The sequence below is a fragment of the Nonomuraea sp. NPDC050022 genome (assembly GCF_044460705.1).
GTDB lineage: Bacteria > Actinomycetota > Actinomycetes > Streptosporangiales > Streptosporangiaceae > Nonomuraea.
In genome coordinates, this window is sequence record NZ_JBITKE010000001.1 from 176674 (window position 1) to 200728 (window position 24055).

Here is a 24055-nt window from a genome sequence, read left to right on the forward strand (position 1 = left end):
GTCGACTGGCGGGAATCGGACCTGATCGTTAAATCGCTGGTCAGCAGGTCAAACCCGCCGACCAGCGGAAATCAGACGTCACTTGGACGAGACGCCCACGCCCAGGTCGAACTCCCGGTAGACACGCGCCCAGAACCCGTCGCGCAGCCACACCCGCGCCTCGGGGAACGGCCGCAACGAGTGGCCGAGCTCCTTCTCCGCCTCGATGAGCAGTTCGGTGTCGATGACCGTCGGCAGGATCGGCCCCGGCAACAGGTCGCGGATGTTGTCGCGGCCACGCGTGAGGATCCACTTCTGCGCCACGTGCTCGCCCACGTCCTCGACACGTGGCCGGCTGGGCCCGAGCTTGGCCACCTGGCCGGGCTTGACGTGCGGTTTGACGGGCGCACGGCCGGCGAACACCTGCGCGGGCGACGGAGCGGCCACCGGCGGGGCGACCGGAACGGGTTGCGGAGCACGACTGAAAAAGGGCCTCAGGAATTCAGCAGTGATCACTTCCACGGTGTCCGACTCCCAAACCAGCCGTTCGGCCTGGTTGGTGCCGTACGGCGGCTCGACGCCCCACAAGTGGATGCGCACCCCGTACGCCTGCGCCGCCTCCACCGCGGGGACCATGTCCTCGTCTCCGGCGAGCAAGATCGTGTCAGTCACCGCGTGATGCCGGGCCAGGGCCTCCAGATCGCTCCTGATCTGCGCGTCCACGCCCTTCTGCTGGCCACGGGCGTTCAGGTTGCCAAGCCGTACCTTGACCCAGGGCAACTGGGCGATTACCCGCTGATCGACGGTCGGCACACGGTCGCGAGCGGCGTCATACCAATAGATCCGCAGCAGTTCGCCAGATATACGTTCCAGCGCATGTTTCTGTAGACTCTGGATCAGCTCATCGGCGGCCACTCGATATTCTTTGCGCTCCTTGGCGCCCAGCAGCACTTCGCCTGCGGCAGCATAGAGATAACCGACGTCCACCAGGACGGCGTACTTCGCTGCCACAGCATGCGGCATGAGGTCTGGGATGGCCATGTGTCCTCCAGGCCGCGGTTAGTTGATCGGCTGACTATATACGCCTACTTTCTCTAGATAGTCCCAACTCCTCGAGAACTTGACACCCGATTCCCGGGATCTATCTAGGGCAGGGCGCTCATCCGCCAACCCGACTTCCCCGGTGGGGCTGCCTTACGCATCGCTCTCGCCGGGTTTCGCCATGTTTGACTTCGCGGTATGACCGCCGGCTCCGGCACGGCCTGCCGCGTCGCGAGAACGGTCACGAGGGCGGCGATCTCCTCCGGCGTGGCGTCCCCACGAACAATCCGCAGATAGGCGTTCATAGCGGGATGTTCCCATGCTTCTTCGGCGGCAGCGAGGCCCGCTTGTTCCGTAGTGCCCGCAGCGCCCTGACGACCTGAGCCCGGGTCTCGGCGGGTCGGATCACCGCGTCGACGTAGCCGCGCTCGGCCGCGATGTACGGGTTGGCCAGCGTGTCCTCATATTCGGTCACCAGCCTGGCCCGCTCGGCGTCGGCATCGTCGCCCGCCGCGCTGAGCTCGCGCCGGTAGAGGATGTTGACGGCGCCCTGCGCGCCCATGACCGCGATCTGCGCCGTGGGCCACGCCAGGTTGACGTCGGCGCCCAGGTGCTTGGACCCCATGACGTCGTACGCCCCACCGTACGCCTTGCGGGTGATGACCGTCACCAGTGGCACGGTCGCCTCGGCGTAGGCGTAGAGGAGCTTGGCGCCGCGGCGGATGATTCCGTTCCATTCCTGATCGGTCCCTGGGAGGAATCCCGGGACATCTACAAAAGTCAGGATCGGGATATTAAAAGCATCACATGTTCGAATAAAACGGGCTGCCTTCTCGGAGGCGTTGATATCCAGGCACCCGGCGAAATGCATGGGCTGGTTGGCCACCACGCCCACCGCCTGCCCGTCGACCCGGCCGTACCCGACCACCACGTTGGGCGCGAACAGCGCGTGGACCTCCAGGAACTCACCGTCGTCGAGCACGTGCTCGATGACCCGGTGCATGTCGTAGGGCTGGTTCGCCGAGTCAGGGATCAGCAGGTCGAGCTCGGGATCCGGCTCCAGGTCACCGGCGCCCTCGAACACCGGCGCCTCGTCCAGGTTGTTGGAGGGCAGGTAGGACAGTAGCGCCTTGACGTAGTCGAGCGCGTCGCTCTCGTCGGTGGCCTGGTAGTGGGCCACGCCTGACTTGGTGTTGTGCGTGTGCGCGCCGCCGAGCTCCTCGAACGTGACCTCCTCGCCGGTCACCGTCTTGATCACGTCGGGCCCGGTGATGAACATCTGCGACGTCTGGTCGACCATCACCACGAAGTCGGTCAGCGCGGGGGAGTAGACGTGCCCGCCGGCCGCGGCGCCCATGATGAGCGAGATCTGCGGGATCACGCCCGAGGCATGCACGTTGCGCTTGAAGATCTCGGCGTAGAGGCCGAGCGCGACCACGCCCTCCTGGATGCGGGCGCCGCCGCCCTCGTTGATGCCGATGATCGGGCAGCCGGTCTTCAGCGCCAGGTCGAGCACCTTGACGATCTTCTCGCCGTAGACCTCGCCGAGCGAGCCGCCGAACACGGTCACGTCCTGCGAGAACACGCACACCTGGCGCCCGTCGATCGTGCCATGGCCGGTGATCACGCCGTCCCCGTACGGTCGCCTGCTCTCCAGCCCGAACATCGTGGACCGGTGCCTGGCGAACTCGTCGAACTCCACGAACGAGTCCTCGTCGAGCAGCGCCAGCACCCGCTCCCGCGCGGTCATCTTGCCCTTGTCGCGCTGCTTGGCCACGGCCGCCGCCGAGCCGGCGTGGACCGCCTCGTCCAGCCGGCGCTCGAGGTCGGCGATTTTCCCGGCGGTGAGGTGAATGTCCGGCGGGTCCGGTACGGCCTCGGCAGCAGTCATGCGCGCAACATTAACCCGGCTCCTACAGTGGATCCATGACGGAGGCGGTTCACACGCACGGCCTGTTCAAGCGATACGGCCCGCAGATCGCGGTGGCCGGCATCGACCTCGTGGTCCCGGCGGGCAGCTTCGCCGGGCTCGTCGGCCCCAACGGCGCCGGCAAGACGACTTCCCTGAGCATGATCACCGGACTGCTCCGCCCCGACGGCGGCCAGGCCGAGATCGACGGCTTCAACGTGTGGCGCGATCCCGTCGAGGTCAAAGCCCGCATCGGCGTGCTGCCCGAGGGGCTGCGGCTGTTCGAACGCCTGTCGGGGCGCGAATTACTCCTCTACAACGGCAGGCTGCGCGGCATCGCCAAGGCCGACGTCGAGCAGCGCGCCGAGGAACTACTGCGGGTGATGGACCTGGCCGACGCCGCCGACAAGCTCGTCGTCGACTACTCCACCGGCATGCGCAAGAAGATCGGCCTGGCGGCGGCGCTGCTGCACAACCCCTCTGTGCTCTTCCTCGACGAGCCGTTCGAGGGCGTCGATCCGGTCAGCGCCAACACGCTCACCGAGGTGCTCGGGCGCTTCACCGCCTCGGGCTCGACCGTCATCTTCTCCAGCCACGTGATGGACCTCGTCGAGCGGCTCTGCGACTGGGTGTCGGTGATGAGCGCTGGGCACATCGTGGCCCAGGGCCCGCTGGAGAAGGTACGCGCCGGACGCAGCCTCAACCAGGCGTTCCTGGAGCTGGTCGGCGGTCCGCGCGACAACGGCGACGCGGGCCTGAACTGGCTCGGCCGGGGGAAGGAACCCGCGTGAGCACCGTCGCGCTCTTCGCCCAGCTCAAGCTCCGGCTGCTGGCCGGCAACCTCCGCGGCGACATACAACGCAAGCTCGGCTTCATTTTCACCCTCATCATGTCCGTGTTCGTGAGCGTCATCGGCTTCCTGCTCATGAGCCTGCTCCGGCTGGCGCCGCACGACGTCGCGGCGTCGATCGTCGTCGTGGTGTTCTCGGTCATGCTCATCGGCTGGATGGTCGTGCCGCTGCTGGCGTTCGGCCTGGACGACACGCTCGACCCGGCGCGGCTGTCGCTGTTCCCGCTGCCCACCCACCGGCTCGCGGTCGGCATGTTCACCGCCTCCGCCACCGGCGTCTGGCCGCTGGCCACCCTGATCGTCACGGCGGGCGCCCTGGTGGGGCTCGCCACCGGCGTGGGCGGCGTCCTGCTCGGGATCGTCGCTGTGCTCCTGCAGTTCGCGCTCTGCCTGGTCGCCTCCCGGCTGGTCACCACGGCGCTGTCCAGCGCCCTGCGCACCAGGCGCGGCCGGGACGTGCTGGCCGTGGCCGCGATCTTCGTCGTGCTGCTCGCGCAGCTGCCGAACCTGCTGCTCAACAGCAACATCGGCGACCCGGCGGGGATGCTGCGCCAAGTCGCGGCCCTGCTCAGGTGGACGCCCTCGGGCATGGCCGCGCACGCGATGGCCGACGGCGGCCTGACCGGCCTGGCCGAGCTCGTCGTCGTGGCCCTCGTGGTCGTGGTGGTCGGCTGGCTGTGGATCAAGGCGCTGAGCCGGGCCCTGGTCACACCCGACTCCTCCACCCGCGCGGCCTCCGTACGCAGGGGGAGCGGCCTGGTCGACCGGTTGGTGCCGAGCGGGCCGCTGGCCGCCGTGGTCACCAAGGAGCTCAAGTACATCATGCGCGAGCCCCGCTACCGGGTCGGCTGGTTCTCCTCCGTCCTGGTGGCCGTCGTGCTGGGCTTCTCGGTCACCCGCTCCGGAGACGCCGGAGCGTCGACGCCGATCCTGCTCACCGCGTCGGCCGGGATGATGATCGCCCTGCAGTCGGCCAACTCGTTCGGCATCGACGGCCGCTCGCTCTGGATGAACGCCGTGACCATCGGCTCGGAACGCGGCCTCAGCACCGATCTGGCCGGCCGCCACCTGGCCGGCGCGCTGGTCGCGACGCCGCTGCTCACGCTGATCGCCGTCGCCGCCGGGCTGTTCGCCGGCCACCCGGAGGGGATCGTGCCGGCGATGCTCATCGGCCTGGGCGCGCTCGGGACCGGGTTCGGCGTCGGCTCCGTGACCAGCGTCGTCATCCCGTACACCATGCCTGAGCGGATGAACGCCTTCAGCGGAGCCGCGCCCGGTCAGGGCGGCCAGGCGTTCGTCTCCGGCCTGGGCGCGCTGCTGGGCATCTCCCTCCTGTCGTTGCCGTTCGTGGTGCCGCTGCTCTTCGGGCTGCTCTGGGTGTCGGTGCTCGCGCCGTTCTACGGGCTGCTGGCCGAGGTGCTGGGCCGGCGGCTTGGCGCGAAGATCGGCTTCCCCCGCCTTCCCGAGCTGCTCGCCGCCGTGTCCCGGCCCACCTGAGCATTGGTCTAGTCCAATACGTGAGACCGCCTTACCGACATTCCTCGCTTGTGGATACCTTTGAAGCATGATTGACCAGGGGATTGAGCGTCGCAGTGCCGCGGTCACCGAGATGCCCGATGAGCTGCGCAAGGACGTGCGATTGCTCGGCAAGCTGCTCGGGCAGGTGATCGCCGAGCAGGGCGGCGAGGATCTGCTGGCCGACGTCGAACGCCTGCGCAAGGCCGTGATCGCCGCCCGCAGGGGCGAGGTCACCGGCGACGAGATCACGGCCATGGTCGCGCAGTGGGAGATCGACCGGGCCGTGCAGATCGCCCGCGCGTTCACCTGTTACTTCCATCTGGCCAACCTGGCCGAGGAGCACTACCGCATCCGCATCCTGCGCGAACGTGACACCGAGGGCCGGGTGGAGCGGGAGTCGCTGGCTCAGGCCGTACACGAGCTGGGCCCCGAGCGCGTCGCCGAGCTGGTCGAGGGGCTGGAGCTGCACCCGGTCCTGACCGCGCACCCGACGGAGGCGCGCCGGCGCGCGGTCGTCACCGCGATCCAGCGGGTCAGCGGCCAGCTCAGCGAGTACAACGCCGCCGGGCGCGGCGCCTCCGAGCGCGCCGAGAGCCGCCGCCGGCTGCTGGAGGAGATCGACCTGCTGTGGCGTACGGCCCAGCTGCGCTCCACCAAGCTCGACCCGCTCGACGAGGTACGCACCGCCATGGCCGCCTTCGACGAGACGCTGTTCCGCATGGTGCCGCAGGTCTACCGCTCGCTCGACGCGGCACTCGGCGAGGGCACCGGCACCCGCCCGCCGCTGGCCAGGCCCTTCATCCGCTACGGCAGCTGGATCGGCGGCGACCGCGACGGCAACCCCAACGTGACCGCCAAGGTCACCCGCGAGACCGTCCAGATCCAGTCCGACCACGTGCTGACCGCCCTCGAGACGGCCTGCACGCGCATCGCCCGCACGCTCACCTCGGCCGAGCAGTTCGCGCCGCCGTCGCCGGAGCTCAGGGCGGCGCTGGCCGCGGCCGTCGACGCCCATCCCGAGGTGGTCTCGGAGATGGCCACCCGCTCGCCGCGCGAGCCGCACCGGCAGTGGCTGATGTTCGTGGCCGCCCGCATCGCCGCCACCCTCCGCCGCGACCTCGACCTCGCCTACCGCGCCCCGGCCGAGCTGCTCGCCGACCTGCGCCTGGCCCAGGACTCGCTCTCCGGCCACGCCGCGCGTCAGGCGTACGGGGAGCTGCAGCAGCTCATCTGGCAGGTCGAGACGTTCGGCTTCCACCTGGCCGAGCTGGAGGTACGCCAGCACTCCCAGGTGCACGCGGCCGCGCTGGAGGAGATCAGGGCGGGCGGCGAGCTGTCGGAGCGCACCGAGGAGGTGCTGGCCACGATCCGGGTGATCGCCTGGATCCAGGAGCGGTTCGGCGTCACGGCCTGCTCCCGCTACGTCGTCTCCTTCACCCGCTCCGCCGACGACATCGCCGCCGTCTACGAGCTGGCCGAGCACGCGCTCGGCAAGCGCGCGCCGGTGCTCGACGTGGTGCCGCTGTTCGAGTCGGGCCAGGACCTGGCCAACTCCCCGGACGTGCTGTCCGGCATGCTGGAGCTGCCGCCGATGCGCGAGCGGCTGGCCGCCAACGGCCGGCGCATGGAGATCATGCTCGGCTACTCCGACTCGGCCAAGGAGCTCGGCCCGGCCGCCGCGACACTGCGCCTGTACGAGGCGCAGGAGCAGCTGACCGCCTGGGCGCTGGAGCACGACGTCAAGCTGCGCATGTTCCACGGCCGCGGCGGCGCGCTCGGCCGTGGCGGCGGCCCCGCCAACCGCGCGGTGCTCGCGCAAGCACCCGGCTCGGTCGCCGGTCGCTTCAAGGTCACCGAGCAGGGCGAGGTCATCTTCGCCCGCTACGGCCACATCGCCATCGCCCGCCGCCACCTGGAACAGGTCACCAACGCGGTGCTGATGGCCTCCTCACCCACGGTCGGCTCCCGCACCGCCGCCGCGGCCGACCGCTTCCGCTCGCTCGCCGAGCAGGTGGCCACGGCCTCGGAGCAGGCATACCGTGCGCTCACCGAAGCCCCCGGCTTCCCGGAGTGGTTCGCCCTGGTCAGCCCGCTGGAGGAGATCGGCTCCCTGCGCCTCGGCTCCCGCCCCGCCCGCCGCGGCCTCGGCGCCCCCCGCTCACTCGACGACCTGCGCGCCATCCCCTGGGTCTTCGCCTGGGCCCAGACCCGGGTCAACCTGCCCGGCTGGTACGGCCTGGGCACCGGCCTGGCCGCGGTCGCCTCACTCGACGAGCTGAAGGCGGCCTACGCCGAGTGGCCGCTGTTCAACGCGCTGCTCGACAACGCGGAGATGTCGCTGGCCAAGACCGACAGATCGATCGCCGAACGCTACCTGGCTCTCGGCGGCCGCGGGGACTTCGCCCGCCAGGTCATGGAGGAGTATGACCGGACCCGCAGCCTGGTGCTGCAGGTCACCGGCCACACCCGCCTCCTGGAGAACCGCAAGGTCCTCTCCCGCGCCGTCCAGCTCCGCGACCCGTACGTGGACGCGCTGTCCCACCTGCAGCTACGCGCGCTGACGGCCATGCGCACCGGCACCTTGTCGGACCACGAACGCGAACGCCTGTCGACGCTGCTCCTGCTGTCGGTCAACGGGGTGGCGGCGGGCCTGCAGAACACCGGCTGAGTCGCCGCCCAGATGAGAAGATGACCAGCATGGCGGAGCAGCGGCTTACCGAGCTACGGGTGGAGAACTTTCGCAGTCTGCGACAGATCACCATGCCTCTCGGGCCCGTCAACGTGCTGGTCGGGCCGAATGGCGCGGGTAAGACGAATGTGCTGAAGGTCTTCGACTTTCTGGCCGACATCGTCAGGACCGACCTGGAGCCTGTGCTGGCCGCCCGCGGTGGCTTCGATGAGTTGGTGTTCAGGGGCGGCGCCGAGCGGCCTGATCATCTTCTCATCGGGATCAAAGGAGCATGGTCTTCCTCTTTGGCAGGGGCTCCCGACGAATACGTATTGAAGATCACAAATGCTCCTCTCGCCAGGGAGGAGGTTTTCCGGTCTGCCGACGTGCAGCATCGCTTGCGGACCATCACTGTGGAAGGGACGAGGGCGAAGGCTCAGCTACAGACCCTCGGCCAAGGCGGTTTCGAGAGTCGTTCCGAATGGCCGTCGCTCGAGGTCGGCACCGCTGACCGGAAGTCGGACGAGGTCGGTATTCAGCCCCTGAGCAGCGGACTTTCGACACTCCCGCGACTGGCGGAGAAGAAGTTCAGCATGGCGCCCACCCTTGTGGCGGACATGCTGCGGGCCTTCAGGGTCTTCGACGTTGACGTCTCCAAAGCGAGCATGCCATCGCGGGTGCATCGTGGCGGGCAAGAACCGATCGCCGACAACGCCGCCAATCTCGCGGCGTTCCTCCTCGCCCTCCGAAACTCGGATGAGGACGCGTGGAGTCGGCTCCAGGCCGATGCCGTGGAGGCGCTTCCCCAAGTCGAATCCCTCGATTTCGAGTATCCGTCCGGGGGGGCTCACTCGGTCGTGGTCGTACTCAGGGAGCGCGGTCTGCGCGAACCCACCCCCCTGCTCGACGCCTCCTACGGAACCATCCGCCTGCTCGGCCTCCTAGCCATGCTCTACGACCCCGCTCCACCCGCGCTGACCTGCGTGGAGGAGATCGACCACGGACTTCACCCGCAGGCACTCGAACTGCTGGTGGAACGGGTCCGGGAGGCGAGCGAGAAGACCCAGTTCATCATCGCCACTCACTCTCCCGCTCTCGCCGACCGGCTCAAGCCCGAGGAGATCGTCATCTGCGAGCGTGGTGACGACGGTTCCTCTCTGATTCCGGCCATCTCCACGGTCAAGGTCGAGGAGATCGTCCGGGCCAGCGAAGGACTCCCGCTTGGCGAGCTGTGGTTTTCCGGTGTGCTGGGCGGCGATCTGTGAGCCGACGGGGAGGCACCCGTGTCCGGCCCACGAAGAAGCCTGTCGTGGTCGTAGCGGGAGAGGACAGGAACGACCGCCTCGCCCTTCGTGTGCTCTTGGAGGAGTTCTGTCCGCAGATGGCGGGTCGGATCGTGGAAATCAATGACAAGGTGCGGTTGCACCAGGCCGGTGACGCGAACCTAGCCGCCCGCGCGGAGACCCTGGCGAGCAAGGTGCGGGCGCGGGCTGTACGGGATGACACCAGCGTGGCATGCGTGTTCGTCCACGAGGACCTTGACGACACCGATAGCGACGCCTATCCGATCATCCGTGAACGCGTCCAGAAGGCTCTCGAATCCGCCCTCGGCAACGTCCACTACGCCCTCGCGGTGTCGGAGATCGAAGCCTGGCTGTTGCTCTTCCCCGATGCGTTGTCGGCCATCGCCGCGTCCTGGTCTCTCCCCGCCAAGCACAAGGGCAAGGACACAGGGCGATTCCCAGACCCCAAGAAGATTTTGATGAACGAGGTCAGTGGAGTCGGCCGCCGCTACCGCGAGTCCGATGCTCCCGAGATCCTCGATCGGGCGGCGAAGCTCGGCGTGCTGGGCAGGCCGGTGGGCCGTAACCGATCGTTCGACCAGATACGCGTGGACGCGGCGCGATGCTGCGCAGAACACATACGTAAGTGAGCGGCCCGGTCGAAGGAGCATGACCGGGCCGCTTCTTGCTTGCCGAAAGCTCAGCCAAGGCCATCGAAGAAGGCTTTGATGTCGGCGGTGACGGCTTCTGTGGCGGTGTGGGCCGTGTAGTGGCCGTGGGCCGGGGCTTCGAGGGTCTTCCAGGAGACGATGCCGGTGTGGTCGCGCTCGGCGAACGCGCGGATGGACTTGAAGTCGCCCTCCGCCATGGCCAGCGCCGTCGGCACCGTGGTGGGTTCCTTCGGCGTCTCGGCGCGGGCGTTCTCCCAGTACAGGCGCAGGGCCGAGCCGGCGGTGCCGGTGAACCAGTGGATCGCCGCGTTGGTCAGCACGAAGTCGTCGTCCAGGTCCTCGTCGAAGAGCTGGGCGAGCCAGCCGAGCAGCCCGGCGGGTGAGTCGGTGATGGCGTGGGCGAGCGTCTGCGGCTGCTGCGACTGCAGGACGTTGAAGGCGCCCTTCTCCTTCCAGAACCAGTCGAGTACGGCCAGCCCGGCCTGGTCCTCCTCGCTCAGGTTCGCGAACTCGGCCGGGTCGCCGGAGGGGAAGGAGAACAGCTGCGTCACATGGACGCCGACGACGCTGTTGGGGGCGAGCCGGCCGAGTTCGGGGGAGATCATCGAGCCCGCGTCGTTGCCCACCGCGCCATAGCGGTCGTAGCCCAGGCGGGACATCAGCTCGGCCCAGGCCCGGGCGATGCGCTGGTTGTTCCAGCCGAGCTCGGTGGTCGGGCCGGAGAAGCCGTAGCCGGGGAGTGAGGGCACGACGAGGTGGAAGTGCCGCGACAGCGGTTCGATGGCGTCGAGGTATTCGACGATCGAGCCCGGCCAGCCGTGGGTCAGGATCAGGGGAAAGGCGTCGGCCGAAGACGAGCGGACGTGGATGAAGTGGATGTTCTGCCCGTCGATCTCCGTGGTGAACTGCGGGTAGGCGTTGAGCCTGGCCTCCTGGGCCCGCCAGTCGAAGCCGTCGAGCCAGTGGCCGACCAGGCGGCGGACCCGCCCCACGCCCACGCCCTGGTCGGCGTCCGCGATCTCGTCGGTGAAGCGGGTCATGGCGAGTCGGGTCCGCAGGTCGTCGAGGTCGGCCTGCGGGATCTCGACGCGGAAGGGGTGAACGCTCATCGTGGGGCTCCTTGTCGGAACGGGTTGTTCTGTTCCAACAATAGCAGAACGGAACGCTTCATTCCACTAATACGCGCTCCTGACCCGCGTACACGTTGCACCGCTGCCCGCGCAGGAACCCGACGAGCGTCATGCCGAACTCCCTGGCCAGGTCAACGGCCAGCGACGAGGGGGCCGACACCGCGCACACCGCCGGTACGCCAGCGGCCAGGGCCTTCTGCATGATCTCGTAGCTGGCCCGGCCGCTGACCATCAGCACGTGCTCGGTCAGGGGGAGCCGCTGGCCGAGCGATGCCCAGCCGACCAGTTTGTCCACCGCGTTGTGCCGGCCCACGTCCTCCCTGAGCGCCACCAGCGTCCCGTCGGGCCGGAACAGCCCGGCCGCGTGCAGGCCGCCCGTCTTACCGAAGACGCCCTGGCCCGCCCGTAGCGCGTCCGGCAGGCCGTACAGGACCTCGGGGGTGAGGACGAGATCGCCGCGGGGAAGCGGCGAGCAGCGGTCGTGCAGGTCGTCGAGGCTGGCCGAGCCGCACACGCCGCAGGCGCTGGAGGTGAGGAAGTGGCGGTCCAGTGTGGGCAGGTCGGGGATCGGGCCGTGCAGGCGTACGGTGACCGTGTTGTAGCGGGCCTCCGGCGGGAGGTCCTCGTCGGTGCAGTACGCGATGGCCGCGATGCCGCCGGGCTTGACCAGGCCCTCCCCGTGCAGGAACCCGGCGGCCAGCTCGAAGTCGTGGCCGGGGGTGCGCATGGTGATGGCGACGGTCTTGCGCGTCCCGTCCAGTGCGCTGAGGCGGATCTCCAGCGGCTCCTCGGTGGCGAGGTCGTCGCGCCGGTCGCGGACCGTGGAGCCGGACAGCTCGCGGACGCGGATGCGGGTGGTGGGACCCACGCGGGTCAGCCGGTCGGTCATAGTCGCCGCACGGTGACGAGCGCGTTGTAGTCGGGGATCCTGGCCTGGGGCGAGCGCCTGGTCTCGTCGAGGAGTACGTTGCCCTCCGGCCAGTGGATCTGCAGGTTGCCCGGCATCAGTGGCGCGCGGAGGACTTTGCCCCCGTACGTACGCTCGCCCGAACGCAGCTCGACCGGAGTGCCGTCGGGCAGGCCGAGGCGGTCGGCGTCATAGGGGCTCATCAGCACGGCCTCGCGCATCGCGCCGTTGAAGCCGTCGAGGCGCTCGTGGACCATGCTGTTGAACTGCTTGCCGCGCCGCGTGGCCACCATGAACGTGCCGTCGGGGCGCTCCAGCGCGGGCGGCTCGACGGCGGAGAACACGCCGCGCCCGTCAGGGGTGTTGAAGCGGCCGTCGGCGAACAGGTGGCGCCCGCCGTACTGGACGTTGTCCCCGAACGCCTTGAGGTCGGAAATGCCCTGGTAGAACGGCACGGCCTGCTCGATCTCCTCGCGGATCCGCGAGGTCCCGGTGAAACGGACTTTTGCCGAAATTTCGGGGTTTGTGTGGGCGGCCAGTTCGCCGAAGATCTTCCACTCCGGCCACGCCTCGCCGATCCGCGGCCCCTCGATCTCGGGCGAGAAGATGATCCGGCGCTCGGTGGAGGTCTCGGTCACCCCGCCGGTCATCTCGTAGCGGGTCTGGGCGGGCAGCAGCAGCACGTCGCCCTCGGACGGCACCAGCATCTGCGAGGACAGCACGATGTCGATGTGCACCCGGAGCTTGAGCCGGGACAGCGCCTCCCGGCAGTAGCTGGGATCGGGCAGCACCTCCAGGAAGTTGCCGCCCGAGGAGATGAGCGCGTCGAGGTCGCCCGAGTGGGCCGCGTCGATCATGTCGGTCGCGGTCAGACCCGGCGCCGTCGGCACCTCAAATCCCCAAATATCGGTAAATCTTGCGGCGTTTTCTGGGGTGATCGGCAGGCCACCCGGCAGGCCGGTGGCGTACGCGCCCATCTCGGCCCCGCCCTGCACCCCGCTGTGCCCGCGGATCGGCATCAGCCCGCAGTTGTCGCGCCCCAGGAACCCGCGCGCCAAGGCCAGGTTCACGATCGAGCGGACGTTGTCCTCGCCGAAGGCGTGCTGCGTGATGCCCATCGACCAGACCAGCACCGCCGACTTCGCCTCGCCGAGCAGCCGGGCCAGCCGGAGCATCTCGTCGCGGGTCGCCCCGGACAGCGCCTCCAGGGCCTCCCAGGACTGCTCCGCCAGCGCCTGGCGTACCTCCTCGAAGCCGGAGGTCCGCTGGTCGACGAACGCCTTGTCCACCCAGTCGTTCTCGATCAGGTGCTTGAGCACGCCGTTGAGGAAGCCGATGTCGCCGCCCACGTTCACGCCGAAGAACTCGTCAGTGATCTTCGTCCCGAACACCGCCGACTCGGCGTTCGACGGCACCCAGTAGCGGTCCATGCCGGGTTCGCGGTAGGCGTTGACCATGGCCACGCGGGTGCCGGCCTTCTTGGCGTGATAGAGGTACTTCATCGCCACGGGCTGGTTGTTGGACGGGTTCGACCCGATGAAGACGATCAGGTCGGAGCCGATCCAGTCGGTGTAGGAGCAGGTGGTGGCCGCCGCGCCGATCGTCTGCTTGAGCGCGACGGTCGAGGGGGAGTGGCAGATGCGCGCCGCGTTGTCCACGCTGTTGGTGCCCAGCGCGCGGACCGCCTTCTGCGCCACGTAGTAGTTCTCGTTCGGCATGCCGCGGCTGGTCAGATAGGCGCCGAAGCGCGCGTCCCGCAGCCCGCCGGCGGCCACGCCCAGCGCCTCGTCCCACGAGATCCGCCGGAAGCCCGGCTCTCCCGCCCGCCGGAGCATGGGGTACGGAAGCCGCCCCAGCTCCCGCAACTCGGCGCTCTTCTTACCGGCCAGCCCGGAGACGTCGCCCAGCAGCGAGACGTCCAGCGCCGGCATCGTGTTCAGCGGCAGCAGCCGCAGCCGGATGTTGCACAGGTGGATCTCGTCCATGGTCCAGTCGCGCATGCCCCGCGTGCCCAGCGCGCACCCGTCACACGTGCCCTGCTGGAGAATCCGCCAGGCGTAACGCCTGTTGCCCTTGACCGATCGAAACGCCTTCAGCAGTTCCAGATAGTTGTTCGGCTTGCGCAACCCGAGGCCGAACGGTCGCCACGAGGCCCAGTTACGTGGATCCAGACGTCTGCTCATCTCCCCATCTTCACCCGCGTGGGGCGTCAGAGGACAGCCGACCTTGGGCGAAGATGGAGGAATGCCGGACTCGCGCTACTCCGACCTCGACCGCCCGCCCCTGTCCGAGGTGGCGCTCAACCACGCCCTCGTACGCCCCGGCAGCCTGTGGACCGGCGTGAGCGTCGTCGAGAGCACCGGCTCGACCAACGCCGACCTCGCCGAGACCGCTAGACAGGGTGTCGAGGAGGGCCGGATCCTGGTCGCCGAGTCGCAGGTGGCCGGCCGGGGTCGGCTGGGCCGCACCTGGATCGCGCCGCCGCGCTCAGGACTGACCGTCTCCGTCCTGCTGCGCCCACGGGTGCCCATCGCCGCGCAGGGGTGGCTGGCGCTGCTGTTCGGCGTGGCGGCGGCCTCGGCCGTGCGCCGGCTGGCCGAGGTGGACGTACGGCTCAAGTGGCCGAACGACCTGCTGATCGGCGAGCGCAAGCTGGCCGGGATCCTGGCCGAGCGGGCGGAGGACGCCGTGGTCATCGGAATGGGCCTGAACGTCTCGCTCAAGCCCGAGGAGCTCCCCGTGGAGACGGCCACCTCGCTGGCCATCGAGCAGGCCGCGTGCGTGGACCGGGATCCGCTGCTCAGGGCCGTGCTCAGGGAGGTCGAGAGGCACTACCGCGACTGGTCCGAGGCGGGCGGAGACGCCGACGCGTGCGGCCTGCGCGCCGCCTACCAGGCGTCGAGCGCCACCATCGGGCGGGAGGTACGCATCGAGCTGCCCGGCGACCAGGTGCTGACCGGCCAGGCGACCGGCATCGACCAGGCCGGACACCTCCAGGTGACCGCCAGCGGCCAGCGGCACACATTGAGCGCGGGCGACGTCGTCCACGTTCGCGCGTCCTCGTAGCCCCGGCGGCGCGGAGGTGACACCATTTGCCCATGACCCTCCCCGACCACCACTTGACGCAGGGTGAGCGACGCATCAGGTCGTTCCACCCGCACTGGAAGCGGCTCGTGGTGCCCTTCATCGCGCTCGTGCTGATCGTCGCCGCCTCGGGCGTGGCGATCTTCCTCATTCCCGGCAGCTTCGAGTACGCCAACTACGCCAGGATCGCCGTCGGCGTCGTCGCCGTGCTGCTGCTGACGGTCTGGTCGTTCGTGCCGTACCTGCAGTGGAAGAACACCGGCTACGTGCTCACCACCCACCGCTTCACGATCAGCATGGGCGTGCTCAACAAGTCGACGGACGAGATCCCGATGGCCAAGGTCAACACGGTCAGCTCCGACCAGACCTTCTTCGAGCGCATCCTGGGCTGCGGCACGCTCACCGTCGAGTCGGCGGGCGATCGGGGGCAGATCGCGCTGCGCGACATCCCCCACATCCAGGACGTCAGGACCGACCTGTTCCGCCTCCTGGAGGACGCCTCCGACGGAGATATCGACGGCCATTGAACAGGCCCACCGCTGAGGAGATCGACCGGCTGCTGGTCGGCATGCCCGCCCGTCACACCAAGGCGGAGGTGTCGGCCGAGGCCGGCGTGTCACCGGCGCTGGCCGAGCGCATCTGGCGGGCGCTGGGCTTCGCCTCCCTCGCCGACGACGCGGTGGCCTTCTCCGACGGTGACGTCGACGCGCTGCGGCGGGTGAGCGGGATGCTCGCCAACGGCCTGCTCGACGAGCCGACCGTCATCCGGATGGCCCGCGCGCTCGGCCAGACCACCGCCAGGCTGGCCCAGTGGCAGGCCGAGATCATGATTGGCGCGATGCTGCCGCCCGGCGAGCGGCCCTCCGACGACGACCTCGGCCGGGTGCTCGACACGGCCCGGCAGCTCCTGCCCGACTTCGAGCAGGTGCTGATCCACGTCTGGCGGGCGCAGCTGGCCGCCGCGGGCACCCGGCTGCTATCTGTCGCCGACCTCGATGAGGAGAACATCCCCGCCCGCGTGTCGATCGCCGTGGGCTTCGCCGACCTCGTCTCCTTCACCCGGCGCTCCCGCGAACTCGACGAGCGGGAGCTGGCCGCGCTGGTCGAGGGGTTCGAGGCGCGGGCCTCCGACGTGGTGGCCGCGCACGGCGGCCGGCTGGTCAAGACGCTCGGCGACGAGGTCCTGTTCACCGCCCACACCCCGGCCGACGCGGCGGCGATCGCGCTCGATCTGGTGGAGCCGGGCGACTTGCGCATCGGCCTGGCCTACGGGCCGGTCCTGCCCATGATGGGCGACGTCTTCGGCACGACGGTAAATCTTGCCGCCCGGCTCACCGCCATCGCCCGGCCGGGCACCATCGTCGTGGACGCCGAATTGGCCGAGGGTCTCGACGGCGACACGGGCTTCGAGCTCCGCAGGATCCGGCGCAGGCCGGCGCGGGGGATCGGGATGGTGCAGCCCTACGCCTTGCGGAGATCATCCCCTTGACACAAGATGGCTGCCATGCCGTACGAAGTGCAGGGAGTCATCGCCCGAGGTAAGGGCCAGGAAGTATCGGTCGAGACGGTGCTGGTGCCCGACCCCGGACCAGGGGAGGCGGTGGTGACCGTCAAGGCCTGTGGGGTCTGCCATACCGACCTGCACTACCGGGAGGGCGGCATCAACGACGACTTCCCGTTCCTGCTCGGGCACGAGGCCGCGGGCGTGGTCGAGGCGGTGGGCGAGGGTGTCACCGGGGTCGCGCCCGGCGACTTCGTGATCCTCAACTGGCGGGCCGTGTGCGGCCAGTGCCGGGCCTGCCTGCGCGGGCGCCCGTGGTACTGCTTCAACACCCACAACGCCGCCCAGAAGATGGCACTGGCCGACGGCACCGAGCTCTCGCCCGCGCTGGGCATCGGCGCGTTCCTGGGCAAGACGCTGGTCGCCGCGGGGCAGTGCACCAAGGTCTCCGCCGACGCGCCCGCCGAGGTGGCCGGGCTGCTCGGCTGCGGCGTCATGGCCGGGCTCGGGGCCGCGCTCAACACGGGCAACGTCTCCAGGGGCGACACGGTCGCCGTCATCGGCTGCGGCGGCGTGGGCGACGCCGCGGTCCTGGGCGCGTCGCTCGCCGGCGCCGCGAAGATCATCGCGGTCGACGTGGACGACAGCAAGCTCGAATGGGCGCGCGGCTTCGGCGCCACCGACACGGTCAACTCGCGGGCGAACGACCCGGTTGAGGCGATTCGCGACCTCACCGGCGGCTTCGGCGCCGACGTGGTCATCGAGGCCGTCGGCCGCCCCGAGACGTACAAGCAGGCGTTCTACGCCCGCGACCTGGCCGGCACCGTCGTGCTCGTCGGCGTGCCGACGCCCGAGATGGCGCTGGAGTTGCCGCTGCTGGATGTGTTCGGGCGCGGCGGCTCGCTCAAGTCCTCGTGGTACGGCGACTGCCTGCCCTCGCGCGACTTCCCCATGCTGATCGACCTGTTCCTGCAGGGGCGGCTCCCGCTCGACAAGTTCGTGTCGGAGACCATCGCGCTGGACGAGGTCGAGGAGGCCTTCGCCAAGATGCATCGCGGCGAGGTGCTGCGCTCGGTGGTGGTCCTCTAGATGATCGACAGGGTCATCACCTCGGGGACGTTCTCGCTCGACGGCGGCACGTGGGACGTCGACAACAACGTCTGGCTGGTCGGCGACGCCCGCGAGGTGGTCGTCATCGACGCGGCGCACGACGCGCGCGCCATCGCCGACCGCGTCGGCGAGCGTACGGTCAAGGCCGTCCTCTGCACGCACGCGCACAACGACCACATCAACGCCGCGAAGGAGCTCGCCGAGCTGACCGGGGCGCCGATCCGGCTGCACCCCGCCGACCAGGTCCTCTGGGACCAGGTGTACGGCCAGGAGGTGCCGTACGAGCCCCTGGCCGACGGCGAGAAGGTCGAGGTCGGCGGGATCGCGCTGGAGGTGCTCCACACCCCCGGCCACGCGCCGGGCGCGGTCTGCCTGTACGCCCCCGACCTCGGCGTCCTGTTCAGCGGCGACACGCTGTTCAAGGGCGGGCCCGGGGCGACCGGCCGGTCCTACTCGTCGTTCGACACCATCGTCGACTCGATCGCCCGGCGGCTGCTGGGGCTGCCCGGCGAGACGGTCGTGCACACCGGCCACGGTGACTCGACGTCGATCGGGGCCGAGGCGCCGCACCTGGAGGAGTGGATCGCCCGGGGTCACTGATCTGTGTCGTACCTAACATAGGCAAGCCTTACCGAAGTGGGTTACCTTAGGTGTGCCTAACCTCTGGTGTCCCTTCGTCGTGAGAGGCTTTTCCCCGCATGTACGTCTGTGTCTGTCGTGCCGTGACCGAGAACGAGGTCCACGACTGCATTGCCGCGGGCGCGAGGAGTGCCAAGCAGATCCGCGACACCACGGGCGCCGGGGGCGACTGTGCGACTTGTGTCAGGAAGATATGTGCGATCCTGAAGCGGTCTGAGGAACTCGCAACCGCATAGCACGAGGAGCCCGTTCATGCAGGGCGACATCCAGATCATCGAGCTGCTCAACGAGCAGCTCACTGCGGAATTGACCGCGATCAACCAGTACTTCCTGCACGCCAAAATGCAGGAGAACTGGGGCTACACCAAGCTCGCCGAGCACACCCGAGCCGAATCCATCGATGAGATGCGCCACGCCGAGCGTCTCACCGATCGCATCCTTTTCCTTGAGGGACTGCCCAACTACCAGCGTCTCGGCACGCTGCACATCGGCCAGACGGTCGAGGAGCAGCTGCGGGCCGACCTGGAGGTGGAGCTGTCGGTCGTGGCCCGGCTGCGGCCGGGCATCCAGCTCATGCGGGAGAAGGGCGACGCGACCTCCGCGCGGATCTTCGAGGACATCCTCGCGGACGAGGAGCTCCACATCGACTACCTGGAGACCGAGCTGTCTCTGATCAGGGCGCTGGGCGAGCAGCTCTACCTCGCCCGCTACGCCGAGCCGCCCTCCAGCGACGACTGAGTCTCCATCGCTTTGAGTCTCCATCGCTTTGAGTCTCCATCGCTGGAGTCTCCATCGCTTGAGTCTCCATCGAGCCCGTCCCACGCGCCCGCCGGTACTCCCGGCGGGCGCGCGCGTTTTCGCGACACGCCGGGCGGCACAGAAGGTTTTGCGATTCTGCAAGATCGGGAATCGCCTTTGTCTCCGACGAGTGCGGTAATTTAAGCGGGACTAACTGACATTTATCTGTGTTTGCCCAGGTCAATGGATAGGTCAACGACGAGTCAAACCGCGCGCTGTGACCGGGAAACGATCGCCTAAGGTCCTACGATCGCTTTATGACCTGCGTACTTCTCGCCGAGGATGACACCTCGATTTCCGAGCCGCTCGCGCGTGCGCTGCGCCGCGAGGGCTATCAGGTTGAGGTGAGCCCCGACGGCCCGCAGGCCCTGGAAAGGGCCCTGTCGGGTGGCATCGACCTCATCGTTCTTGACCTCGGCCTGCCAGAGATGGACGGGCTGGAGGTCGCGCGCCGGATCCGCGCCGAAGGGCACGGCACCCCGGTCCTGATACTCACCGCCCGCGTCGACGAGGTCGACACCGTCGTCGGCCTCGACGCCGGCGCCGACGACTACGTCACCAAGCCGTTCCGGCTCGCCGAGCTGCTCGCCAGAGTGCGCGCGCTGCTGCGCCGGGGCACCTCGGAGACGCCGGTGGTGCAGGGCGTCCGCATCGACGCCGACTCCCGCCGAGCCTGGATGGGAGAGAAGGAGCTGCATCTTACGACCAAGGAATTCGACCTGCTGCGCGTGCTCGTCCGCGACGCGGGCAAGGTCGTCACCCGTGAGCAGATCATGCGGGAGGTGTGGGACACCAACTGGTGGGGCTCCACCAAGACCCTGGACATGCACATTTCCTGGCTGCGTCGCAAGCTGGGCGACGACGCGGCCAAGCCTCGCTACATCACCACCGTCCGAGGAGTCGGCTTCCGCTTCGAACGCGAGTAGGAGATGCGCCGACGCCTGCTCACATCCACCCTGCTCGTCGCGGTCATCGCGGTCCTGCTGCTGGGGGTCCCCCTGGGCATCGTGGTCAGCCGTCTGATCGTCGACGAGGCGGCCCAGGAGCTCAGGGCGGAGGCGACGCGCCTGGTGGGGGAGGTCGAGTACGCCCGCATCCAGGACACACCTCTCGATCCTCAGCAACTCAAACAGAAGTACCCCGACCGCTACATCCAGATCTACGAGCGCGCCACCCAGCCCAAGGCGACCATCGTCGGCACCCCACCGCCGCCCGGCCACGAGATGACCGCGGACGCCCAGTCCGAGAACGGGATCTATGTCCGGGTGAGCCGCGACCGGGACCAGGTGGAGCAGGATGTTCGAGCACGCCTGCTCCTGATCGTGGCCCTGGCCGTCGCGGCTCTGGCGGTGGCGGTGGGCCTGGCCATCGTGCAGTCACGCCGTTTGACGCTGCCCTTGCAGGACCTGGCGAAGATCGCCGACCGGCTCGGGTCCGGGGACGCCCGGCCCAGCAAACATCGCTACGGCATACCCGAGCTCGACCGGGTGGCCCAGGTGCTCGACCGCAGCGCCACCCGCATCTCCGACCTGCTCACCAGAGAACGCGAGTTCGCCACCGACGCCTCCCACCAGCTCCGCACCCCATTGACCGGCCTCACCATGCGCCTGGAGGAGATCGTCGCCGCCTGCGAGGAGCCGGAGGTGGTCCGTGAGGAGGGGGAGGCGGCCATCGTGCAGGCCGAGCGGCTCACCGCCGTGATCGACGAGCTGCTGGCCGCCGCCCGCCGCCAGCGGCACGCCCAGGCCAAGCCCGTCGGCATCGACGAGGTCCTGGTCCAGCAGGTCACCGAGTGGGAGCCGGTCTTCCGCGGCGAGGGCCGCTCGCTGCTGCTCGAAGGCTCACGCGGGCTCAGGGCACTGGCCACCACCGGCGGGTTCGGCCAGGTCATCGCCTCACTGCTGGAGAACTCCCTGCGCCACGGCGGCGGCACCGTCACCGTCACCACGACCAGTGGCGACAACTACGTGGTGACCGAGGTCTCCGACGAGGGCCCCGGCATCGCCGACGACATCGCCCCCAAGGTCTTCGAGCGCAACGTCAGCGGGGCCGGGGGCACCGGCCTGGGGCTTACCCTGGCCCGCGCGCTGGCCGCCGCCGACGGCGGTCGTCTGGAGCTCGTACGGCGCCGGCCGGCGACGTTCGCCATCTTCCTGCGCCACGCAGAGGAGAACGACAGGACCCGCGTGGTCAGCGGTCCTGCTTGACCCCGGGCAACTCCGTGGGGATGGGCTCGGTGGCCTCCAGGAACACCCACTTCTTGTACGACCAGTAGCGGAACAGCGTGCCGAGGCCGACGCCGACGAAGTTGGCGATGTTGAGGCTGAGCAGGTCGTGCAGGTGCAGGGTGTACTTGGTGAACCCGATGGTCAGCAGCCCGAACAGCAGCGCGATGCCGTTGAGCAGGAAGAACAGGAAGTATTCGCGGCCCAGGCCGCTCTGCTCGCGATGCCGGAAGGTCCAGAAGCGGTTGCCCAGGTAGGCGAACGTCGCCGAGATGACCGTGGCCGCCACCTTGGAGGTCAGCGGACCCATGCCGAACGCCAGGAACACGTTGTACAGGCCGGTGTCGACCACGAACGCGATGGCACCGATGGTCCCGAACTTCGTCAGCTCATGCAGGAGAGACGAGAACCGCTGGTAGAGCCCCTTGGCGAAGTTCACGTCTGCTACTCGGCCCTTCCCGGTCGTGGCGCAAATCAGGTCATGACCACTTCAGCGTACCGGCCGTCAGGCTGGTGGTGGGCCACGGCGGATGACATCCCACCCCTATCAACACGCTTACAAATATCGCCTTATGCCCGACAATTACGAATCTGTAGCGTTACGCTGCGGTGGCAGATCGCCGGTACGTACCGGCGATGGGCTCAGACGGACCGCCGTCGCAGACGGCCACGACCCTCGGGGTTCACCTGTGCCGCTTCGACTGCTCGTCCTGCTCGTCGGCCTGACCGTCATGGCGGCCGGTTGCGGCACCACAGGCGTCGCCACGGTGGCGCCCCCCGAGGATCCGACCTCCGCTCCGGCGGCCGCCCACAGCGTCGACACGGCGACGGCCGAACAGGCGTTCCAGCTGCTCGGCCAGCTCGACCAGGCATGGAAGCGGCGGGACTGCGCCGCCGTCGCCGAGCTGACCACATGGGTGGAGAGGACGCTGGGCGGTCGTGCCTGTGAGGGCACCCGGAACGGCCGCCCGGCTCTCTACAGCGAGCCCAGCTTCTTCCTGCCCGGCGAGGGTGACTGGTTCGCCGCCCTGGCGAGCAAGCCGTCGCCGGCGTACTTCGTGTTCCTGCGTGAGGGCGGACGCTGGCGGCTCGGCGCGGGACCCATCCCCGCGCGCGGGGCGGCTCCGGAGACGCCGACCACCATCACCCCCGACGCGGGGCTGATCAGCCAGGCCCGCGTGGTCGCGCAGCGTCACCTCACCTACCTCACCGACCCGGCCGGGGTGGCGGGCGTGCGCTTCCCGGCAGGGGATCCCGTACGCGGCCTGCGAGACGAGCTGGCCGCGCTTCCCGGGCGGGTACGGCCGGACCGGCTCGACATCGACGTCGAGCTGCCCGAACAGCCCACGATGGCGCTCCCCCTGTCGGCCGACACCATGCTCGCCTTCGACGCGCTGCGCGTCGTCTACCGGCAGCGCCCGAAGGCGGGCTCGTCAGCCCTGGCCCACCCGCTGAAGAAGGACGCCGAGATCATCGTCCTGGCCGGCGTCATCAAGGCGGCGGAGGGCCTGACCACGGTCGGTGTGCGGCGCGGCCCCGCCTGAGCAGGTTGGGTAAGCTCAGCTGGCGTGAGTGCAAACAGTCCAATCGGGCCGGTCGTCGGCATGGTCGGCGCCGGCCAGCTGGCCAGGATGACGCAGCAGTCCGCCATCGCGCTGGGCGTCGAATTGCGGGTGCTGGCCAACACCTCTGACGAGAGCGCCGCCAGGGTCGTCGTCGATACGCGGCTCGGCGACTACCGCGAGCTGGCCGACCTGCGCGAGTTCGCCACGGGCTGTCACGCGATCACGTTCGACCACGAGCACGTGCCGACCGAGCACATCAGGGCGCTGGCCGCCGAGGGCCACGCGGTGCGGCCCGGGGCCGACGCGCTGGTGCACGCCCAGGACAAGGCCGTGATGCGCGAGCGGCTGACCTCGTTCGGCGCGCCCTGCCCGGCCTGGGCCCGCGTGTCGAGCGTCGAAGATGTCTCCGCCTTCGCCGCCGAGCACGGATGGCCGGTCGTGCTGAAGGCGATCAGGGGCGGCTACGACGGGCGCGGGGTGTGGGTCTGCCGGACTCCCGCCGAGGTCGCGGAGGCCCTGAGCAGTGGTGTGCCGATGATTGCCGAGGCGTTCGTGCCGTTCGAGCGGGAGCTGGCCGTACTCGTCGCCCGCTCGCCCCACGGACAGGGCGTCAGCTACCCGGTCGTGGAGACCGTGCAGCAGGACGGTATCTGCGTCGAGGTGCTCGCGCCCGCCCCCGGCCTCGACCCGGAGGAGGCCGCGGAGGCCCAGCGGATCGCGCTGCAGATCGCGCACGAGCTGGGCGTGACCGGGCTGCTGGCCGTGGAGATGTTCCAGACGGCCGACGGGCTGCAGGTCAACGAGCTGGCCATGCGGCCGCACAACAGCGGCCACTGGACGATCGACGGCTCCCGCACTTCGCAGTTCGAGCAGCACCTGCGGGCCGTGCTCGACCTGCCGCTCGGCTCGCCGTCGATGAGCGCGCCCGTCGTCGTCATGGCCAACCTGCTCGGCGGCGACGACCCCGACCTGTTCAAGCGGTACGAGCACGTGATGGCTCACGATCCCGGCATCAAACTGCACTTCTACGGCAAAGAGGTCCGGCCCGGCCGCAAGATCGGCCATGTGACCGCTGTCGGCGATGACCTTGAGACCGTACGCGCTCGTGCCAGGCACGCCGCCGTCTACCTGACCACTGGGGAGTACACGTGAGATCTCTGTGGGCAAGGAGGGCGGC

General features: G+C 69.1%; 23 protein-coding genes. 16 read left to right on the top strand and 7 right to left on the bottom strand.

The annotated features are described in order from the left end of the window. Positions 1 to 78: 78 nt before the first annotated feature. The 3 genes from ACIBO2_RS00775 to ACIBO2_RS00785 all read right to left on the bottom strand — a co-directional run bounded on the left by ACIBO2_RS00775 (position 79) and on the right by ACIBO2_RS00785 (position 2911). Positions 79 to 1020 (bottom strand): NYN domain-containing protein, encoded by a 942-nt coding sequence (locus ACIBO2_RS00775; protein WP_358548511.1) that lies wholly within the window; start codon positions 1018 to 1020, stop codon positions 79 to 81. Positions 1021 to 1124: 104 nt separating this feature from the next. Beyond that, a complete protein-coding gene (locus ACIBO2_RS00780; protein WP_358548508.1) occupies positions 1125 to 1325 on the bottom strand; it encodes an acyl-CoA carboxylase subunit epsilon in 201 nt (66 codons plus the stop codon). Further along, positions 1322 to 2911 (bottom strand): acyl-CoA carboxylase subunit beta, encoded by a 1590-nt coding sequence (locus ACIBO2_RS00785; RefSeq protein WP_397294655.1) that lies wholly within the window; start codon positions 2909 to 2911, stop codon positions 1322 to 1324. The genes ACIBO2_RS00780 and ACIBO2_RS00785 overlap by 4 nt, the downstream gene beginning before the upstream one ends. A gap of 35 nt (positions 2912 to 2946) precedes the next feature. Between ACIBO2_RS00785 and ACIBO2_RS00790 the strand changes: the two genes are divergently transcribed. From ACIBO2_RS00790 to ACIBO2_RS00810, 5 genes are all read left to right on the top strand, one after another. Continuing rightward, positions 2947 to 3720, top strand: coding sequence for an ABC transporter ATP-binding protein (locus ACIBO2_RS00790; protein WP_397294657.1), 774 nt, complete (start codon positions 2947 to 2949; stop codon positions 3718 to 3720). After that, positions 3717 to 5276: a hypothetical protein gene (locus ACIBO2_RS00795; RefSeq protein WP_397294659.1), complete on the top strand. Its 1560-nt coding sequence runs from the start codon at positions 3717 to 3719 to the stop codon at positions 5274 to 5276. The genes ACIBO2_RS00790 and ACIBO2_RS00795 overlap by 4 nt, the downstream gene beginning before the upstream one ends. A gap of 67 nt (positions 5277 to 5343) precedes the next feature. Further along, a complete protein-coding gene (locus ACIBO2_RS00800; RefSeq protein ID WP_397294660.1) occupies positions 5344 to 7965 on the top strand; it encodes a phosphoenolpyruvate carboxylase in 2622 nt (873 codons plus the stop codon). A gap of 29 nt (positions 7966 to 7994) precedes the next feature. Beyond that, positions 7995 to 9230: an AAA family ATPase gene (locus tag ACIBO2_RS00805; RefSeq protein WP_358548496.1), complete on the top strand. Its 1236-nt coding sequence runs from the start codon at positions 7995 to 7997 to the stop codon at positions 9228 to 9230. A 116-nt stretch (positions 9231 to 9346) separates the two neighbouring features. Then, positions 9347 to 9898, top strand: a complete 552-nt coding sequence (locus ACIBO2_RS00810; protein WP_397294662.1) for a hypothetical protein — start codon at positions 9347 to 9349, stop codon at positions 9896 to 9898. A 50-nt stretch (positions 9899 to 9948) separates the two neighbouring features. Here ACIBO2_RS00810 and ACIBO2_RS00815 read toward each other — a convergent pair whose 3' ends face one another. The 3 genes from ACIBO2_RS00815 to ACIBO2_RS00825 are packed head-to-tail and all read right to left on the bottom strand — an operon-like array spanning position 9949 to position 14139. Continuing rightward, the gene (locus ACIBO2_RS00815; RefSeq protein ID WP_397294664.1) at positions 9949 to 11028 is read right to left on the bottom strand and encodes an epoxide hydrolase family protein; all 1080 of its coding nucleotides are present in this window, start codon (positions 11026 to 11028) and stop codon (positions 9949 to 9951) included. Positions 11029 to 11086: 58 nt separating this feature from the next. Continuing rightward, a complete protein-coding gene (gene fdhD / locus ACIBO2_RS00820; protein ID WP_358548488.1) occupies positions 11087 to 11938 on the bottom strand; it encodes a formate dehydrogenase accessory sulfurtransferase FdhD in 852 nt (283 codons plus the stop codon). Continuing rightward, complete coding sequence (locus ACIBO2_RS00825; RefSeq protein ID WP_397294666.1) at positions 11935 to 14139, bottom strand: FdhF/YdeP family oxidoreductase; 2205 nt, start codon at positions 14137 to 14139, stop codon at positions 11935 to 11937. The genes fdhD and ACIBO2_RS00825 overlap by 4 nt, the downstream gene beginning before the upstream one ends. A gap of 61 nt (positions 14140 to 14200) precedes the next feature. On the opposite strand from ACIBO2_RS00825, the gene ACIBO2_RS00830 reads away from it, so the two are divergent. From ACIBO2_RS00830 to ACIBO2_RS00870, 9 genes are all read left to right on the top strand, one after another. Beyond that, positions 14201 to 15022, top strand: a complete 822-nt coding sequence (locus ACIBO2_RS00830) for a biotin--[acetyl-CoA-carboxylase] ligase (protein WP_358548482.1) — start codon at positions 14201 to 14203, stop codon at positions 15020 to 15022. A 32-nt stretch (positions 15023 to 15054) separates the two neighbouring features. After that, positions 15055 to 15567, top strand: a complete 513-nt coding sequence (locus ACIBO2_RS00835; protein ID WP_358548480.1) for a PH domain-containing protein — start codon at positions 15055 to 15057, stop codon at positions 15565 to 15567. A gap of 41 nt (positions 15568 to 15608) precedes the next feature. Next, positions 15609 to 16529, top strand: a complete 921-nt coding sequence (locus ACIBO2_RS00840; RefSeq protein ID WP_358548850.1) for an adenylate/guanylate cyclase domain-containing protein — start codon at positions 15609 to 15611, stop codon at positions 16527 to 16529. A gap of 15 nt (positions 16530 to 16544) precedes the next feature. Beyond that, on the top strand, positions 16545 to 17630 hold the full coding sequence (locus ACIBO2_RS00845; protein ID WP_397294669.1) for an S-(hydroxymethyl)mycothiol dehydrogenase: 1086 nt from the start codon (positions 16545 to 16547) through the stop codon (positions 17628 to 17630). Continuing rightward, positions 17631 to 18251 (top strand): MBL fold metallo-hydrolase, encoded by a 621-nt coding sequence (locus ACIBO2_RS00850; RefSeq protein WP_397294671.1) that lies wholly within the window; start codon positions 17631 to 17633, stop codon positions 18249 to 18251. A 98-nt stretch (positions 18252 to 18349) separates the two neighbouring features. Next, entirely contained in the window at positions 18350 to 18526 is a 177-nt protein-coding gene (locus ACIBO2_RS00855; protein WP_357651140.1) for a (2Fe-2S)-binding protein, read from the top strand. 16 nt (positions 18527 to 18542) lie between these two features. After that, a complete protein-coding gene (gene bfr / locus ACIBO2_RS00860; protein ID WP_358431745.1) occupies positions 18543 to 19028 on the top strand; it encodes a bacterioferritin in 486 nt (161 codons plus the stop codon). A gap of 317 nt (positions 19029 to 19345) precedes the next feature. Beyond that, positions 19346 to 20014, top strand: a complete 669-nt coding sequence (locus tag ACIBO2_RS00865; protein ID WP_043620820.1) for a response regulator transcription factor — start codon at positions 19346 to 19348, stop codon at positions 20012 to 20014. Positions 20015 to 20017: 3 nt separating this feature from the next. After that, entirely contained in the window at positions 20018 to 21295 is a 1278-nt protein-coding gene (locus ACIBO2_RS00870) for an ATP-binding protein (RefSeq protein ID WP_358431747.1), read from the top strand. Here ACIBO2_RS00870 and ACIBO2_RS00875 read toward each other — a convergent pair. After that, a complete protein-coding gene (locus ACIBO2_RS00875; protein ID WP_358548472.1) occupies positions 21279 to 21752 on the bottom strand; it encodes a GtrA family protein in 474 nt (157 codons plus the stop codon). The genes ACIBO2_RS00870 and ACIBO2_RS00875 overlap by 17 nt on opposite strands. A gap of 250 nt (positions 21753 to 22002) precedes the next feature. On the opposite strand from ACIBO2_RS00875, the gene ACIBO2_RS00880 reads away from it, so the two are divergent. Together ACIBO2_RS00880 and ACIBO2_RS00885 are read left to right on the top strand one after the other, a co-directional pair. Continuing rightward, positions 22003 to 22857 (top strand): hypothetical protein, encoded by an 855-nt coding sequence (locus ACIBO2_RS00880; protein WP_358548469.1) that lies wholly within the window; start codon positions 22003 to 22005, stop codon positions 22855 to 22857. Between the two features lie 24 nt (positions 22858 to 22881). Continuing rightward, positions 22882 to 24030 carry a 5-(carboxyamino)imidazole ribonucleotide synthase gene (locus tag ACIBO2_RS00885; protein WP_358548466.1) on the top strand — a complete coding sequence of 383 codons (1149 nt, stop codon included), beginning with the start codon at positions 22882 to 22884 and terminating at the stop codon, positions 24028 to 24030. Positions 24031 to 24055 lie beyond the last annotated feature (25 nt).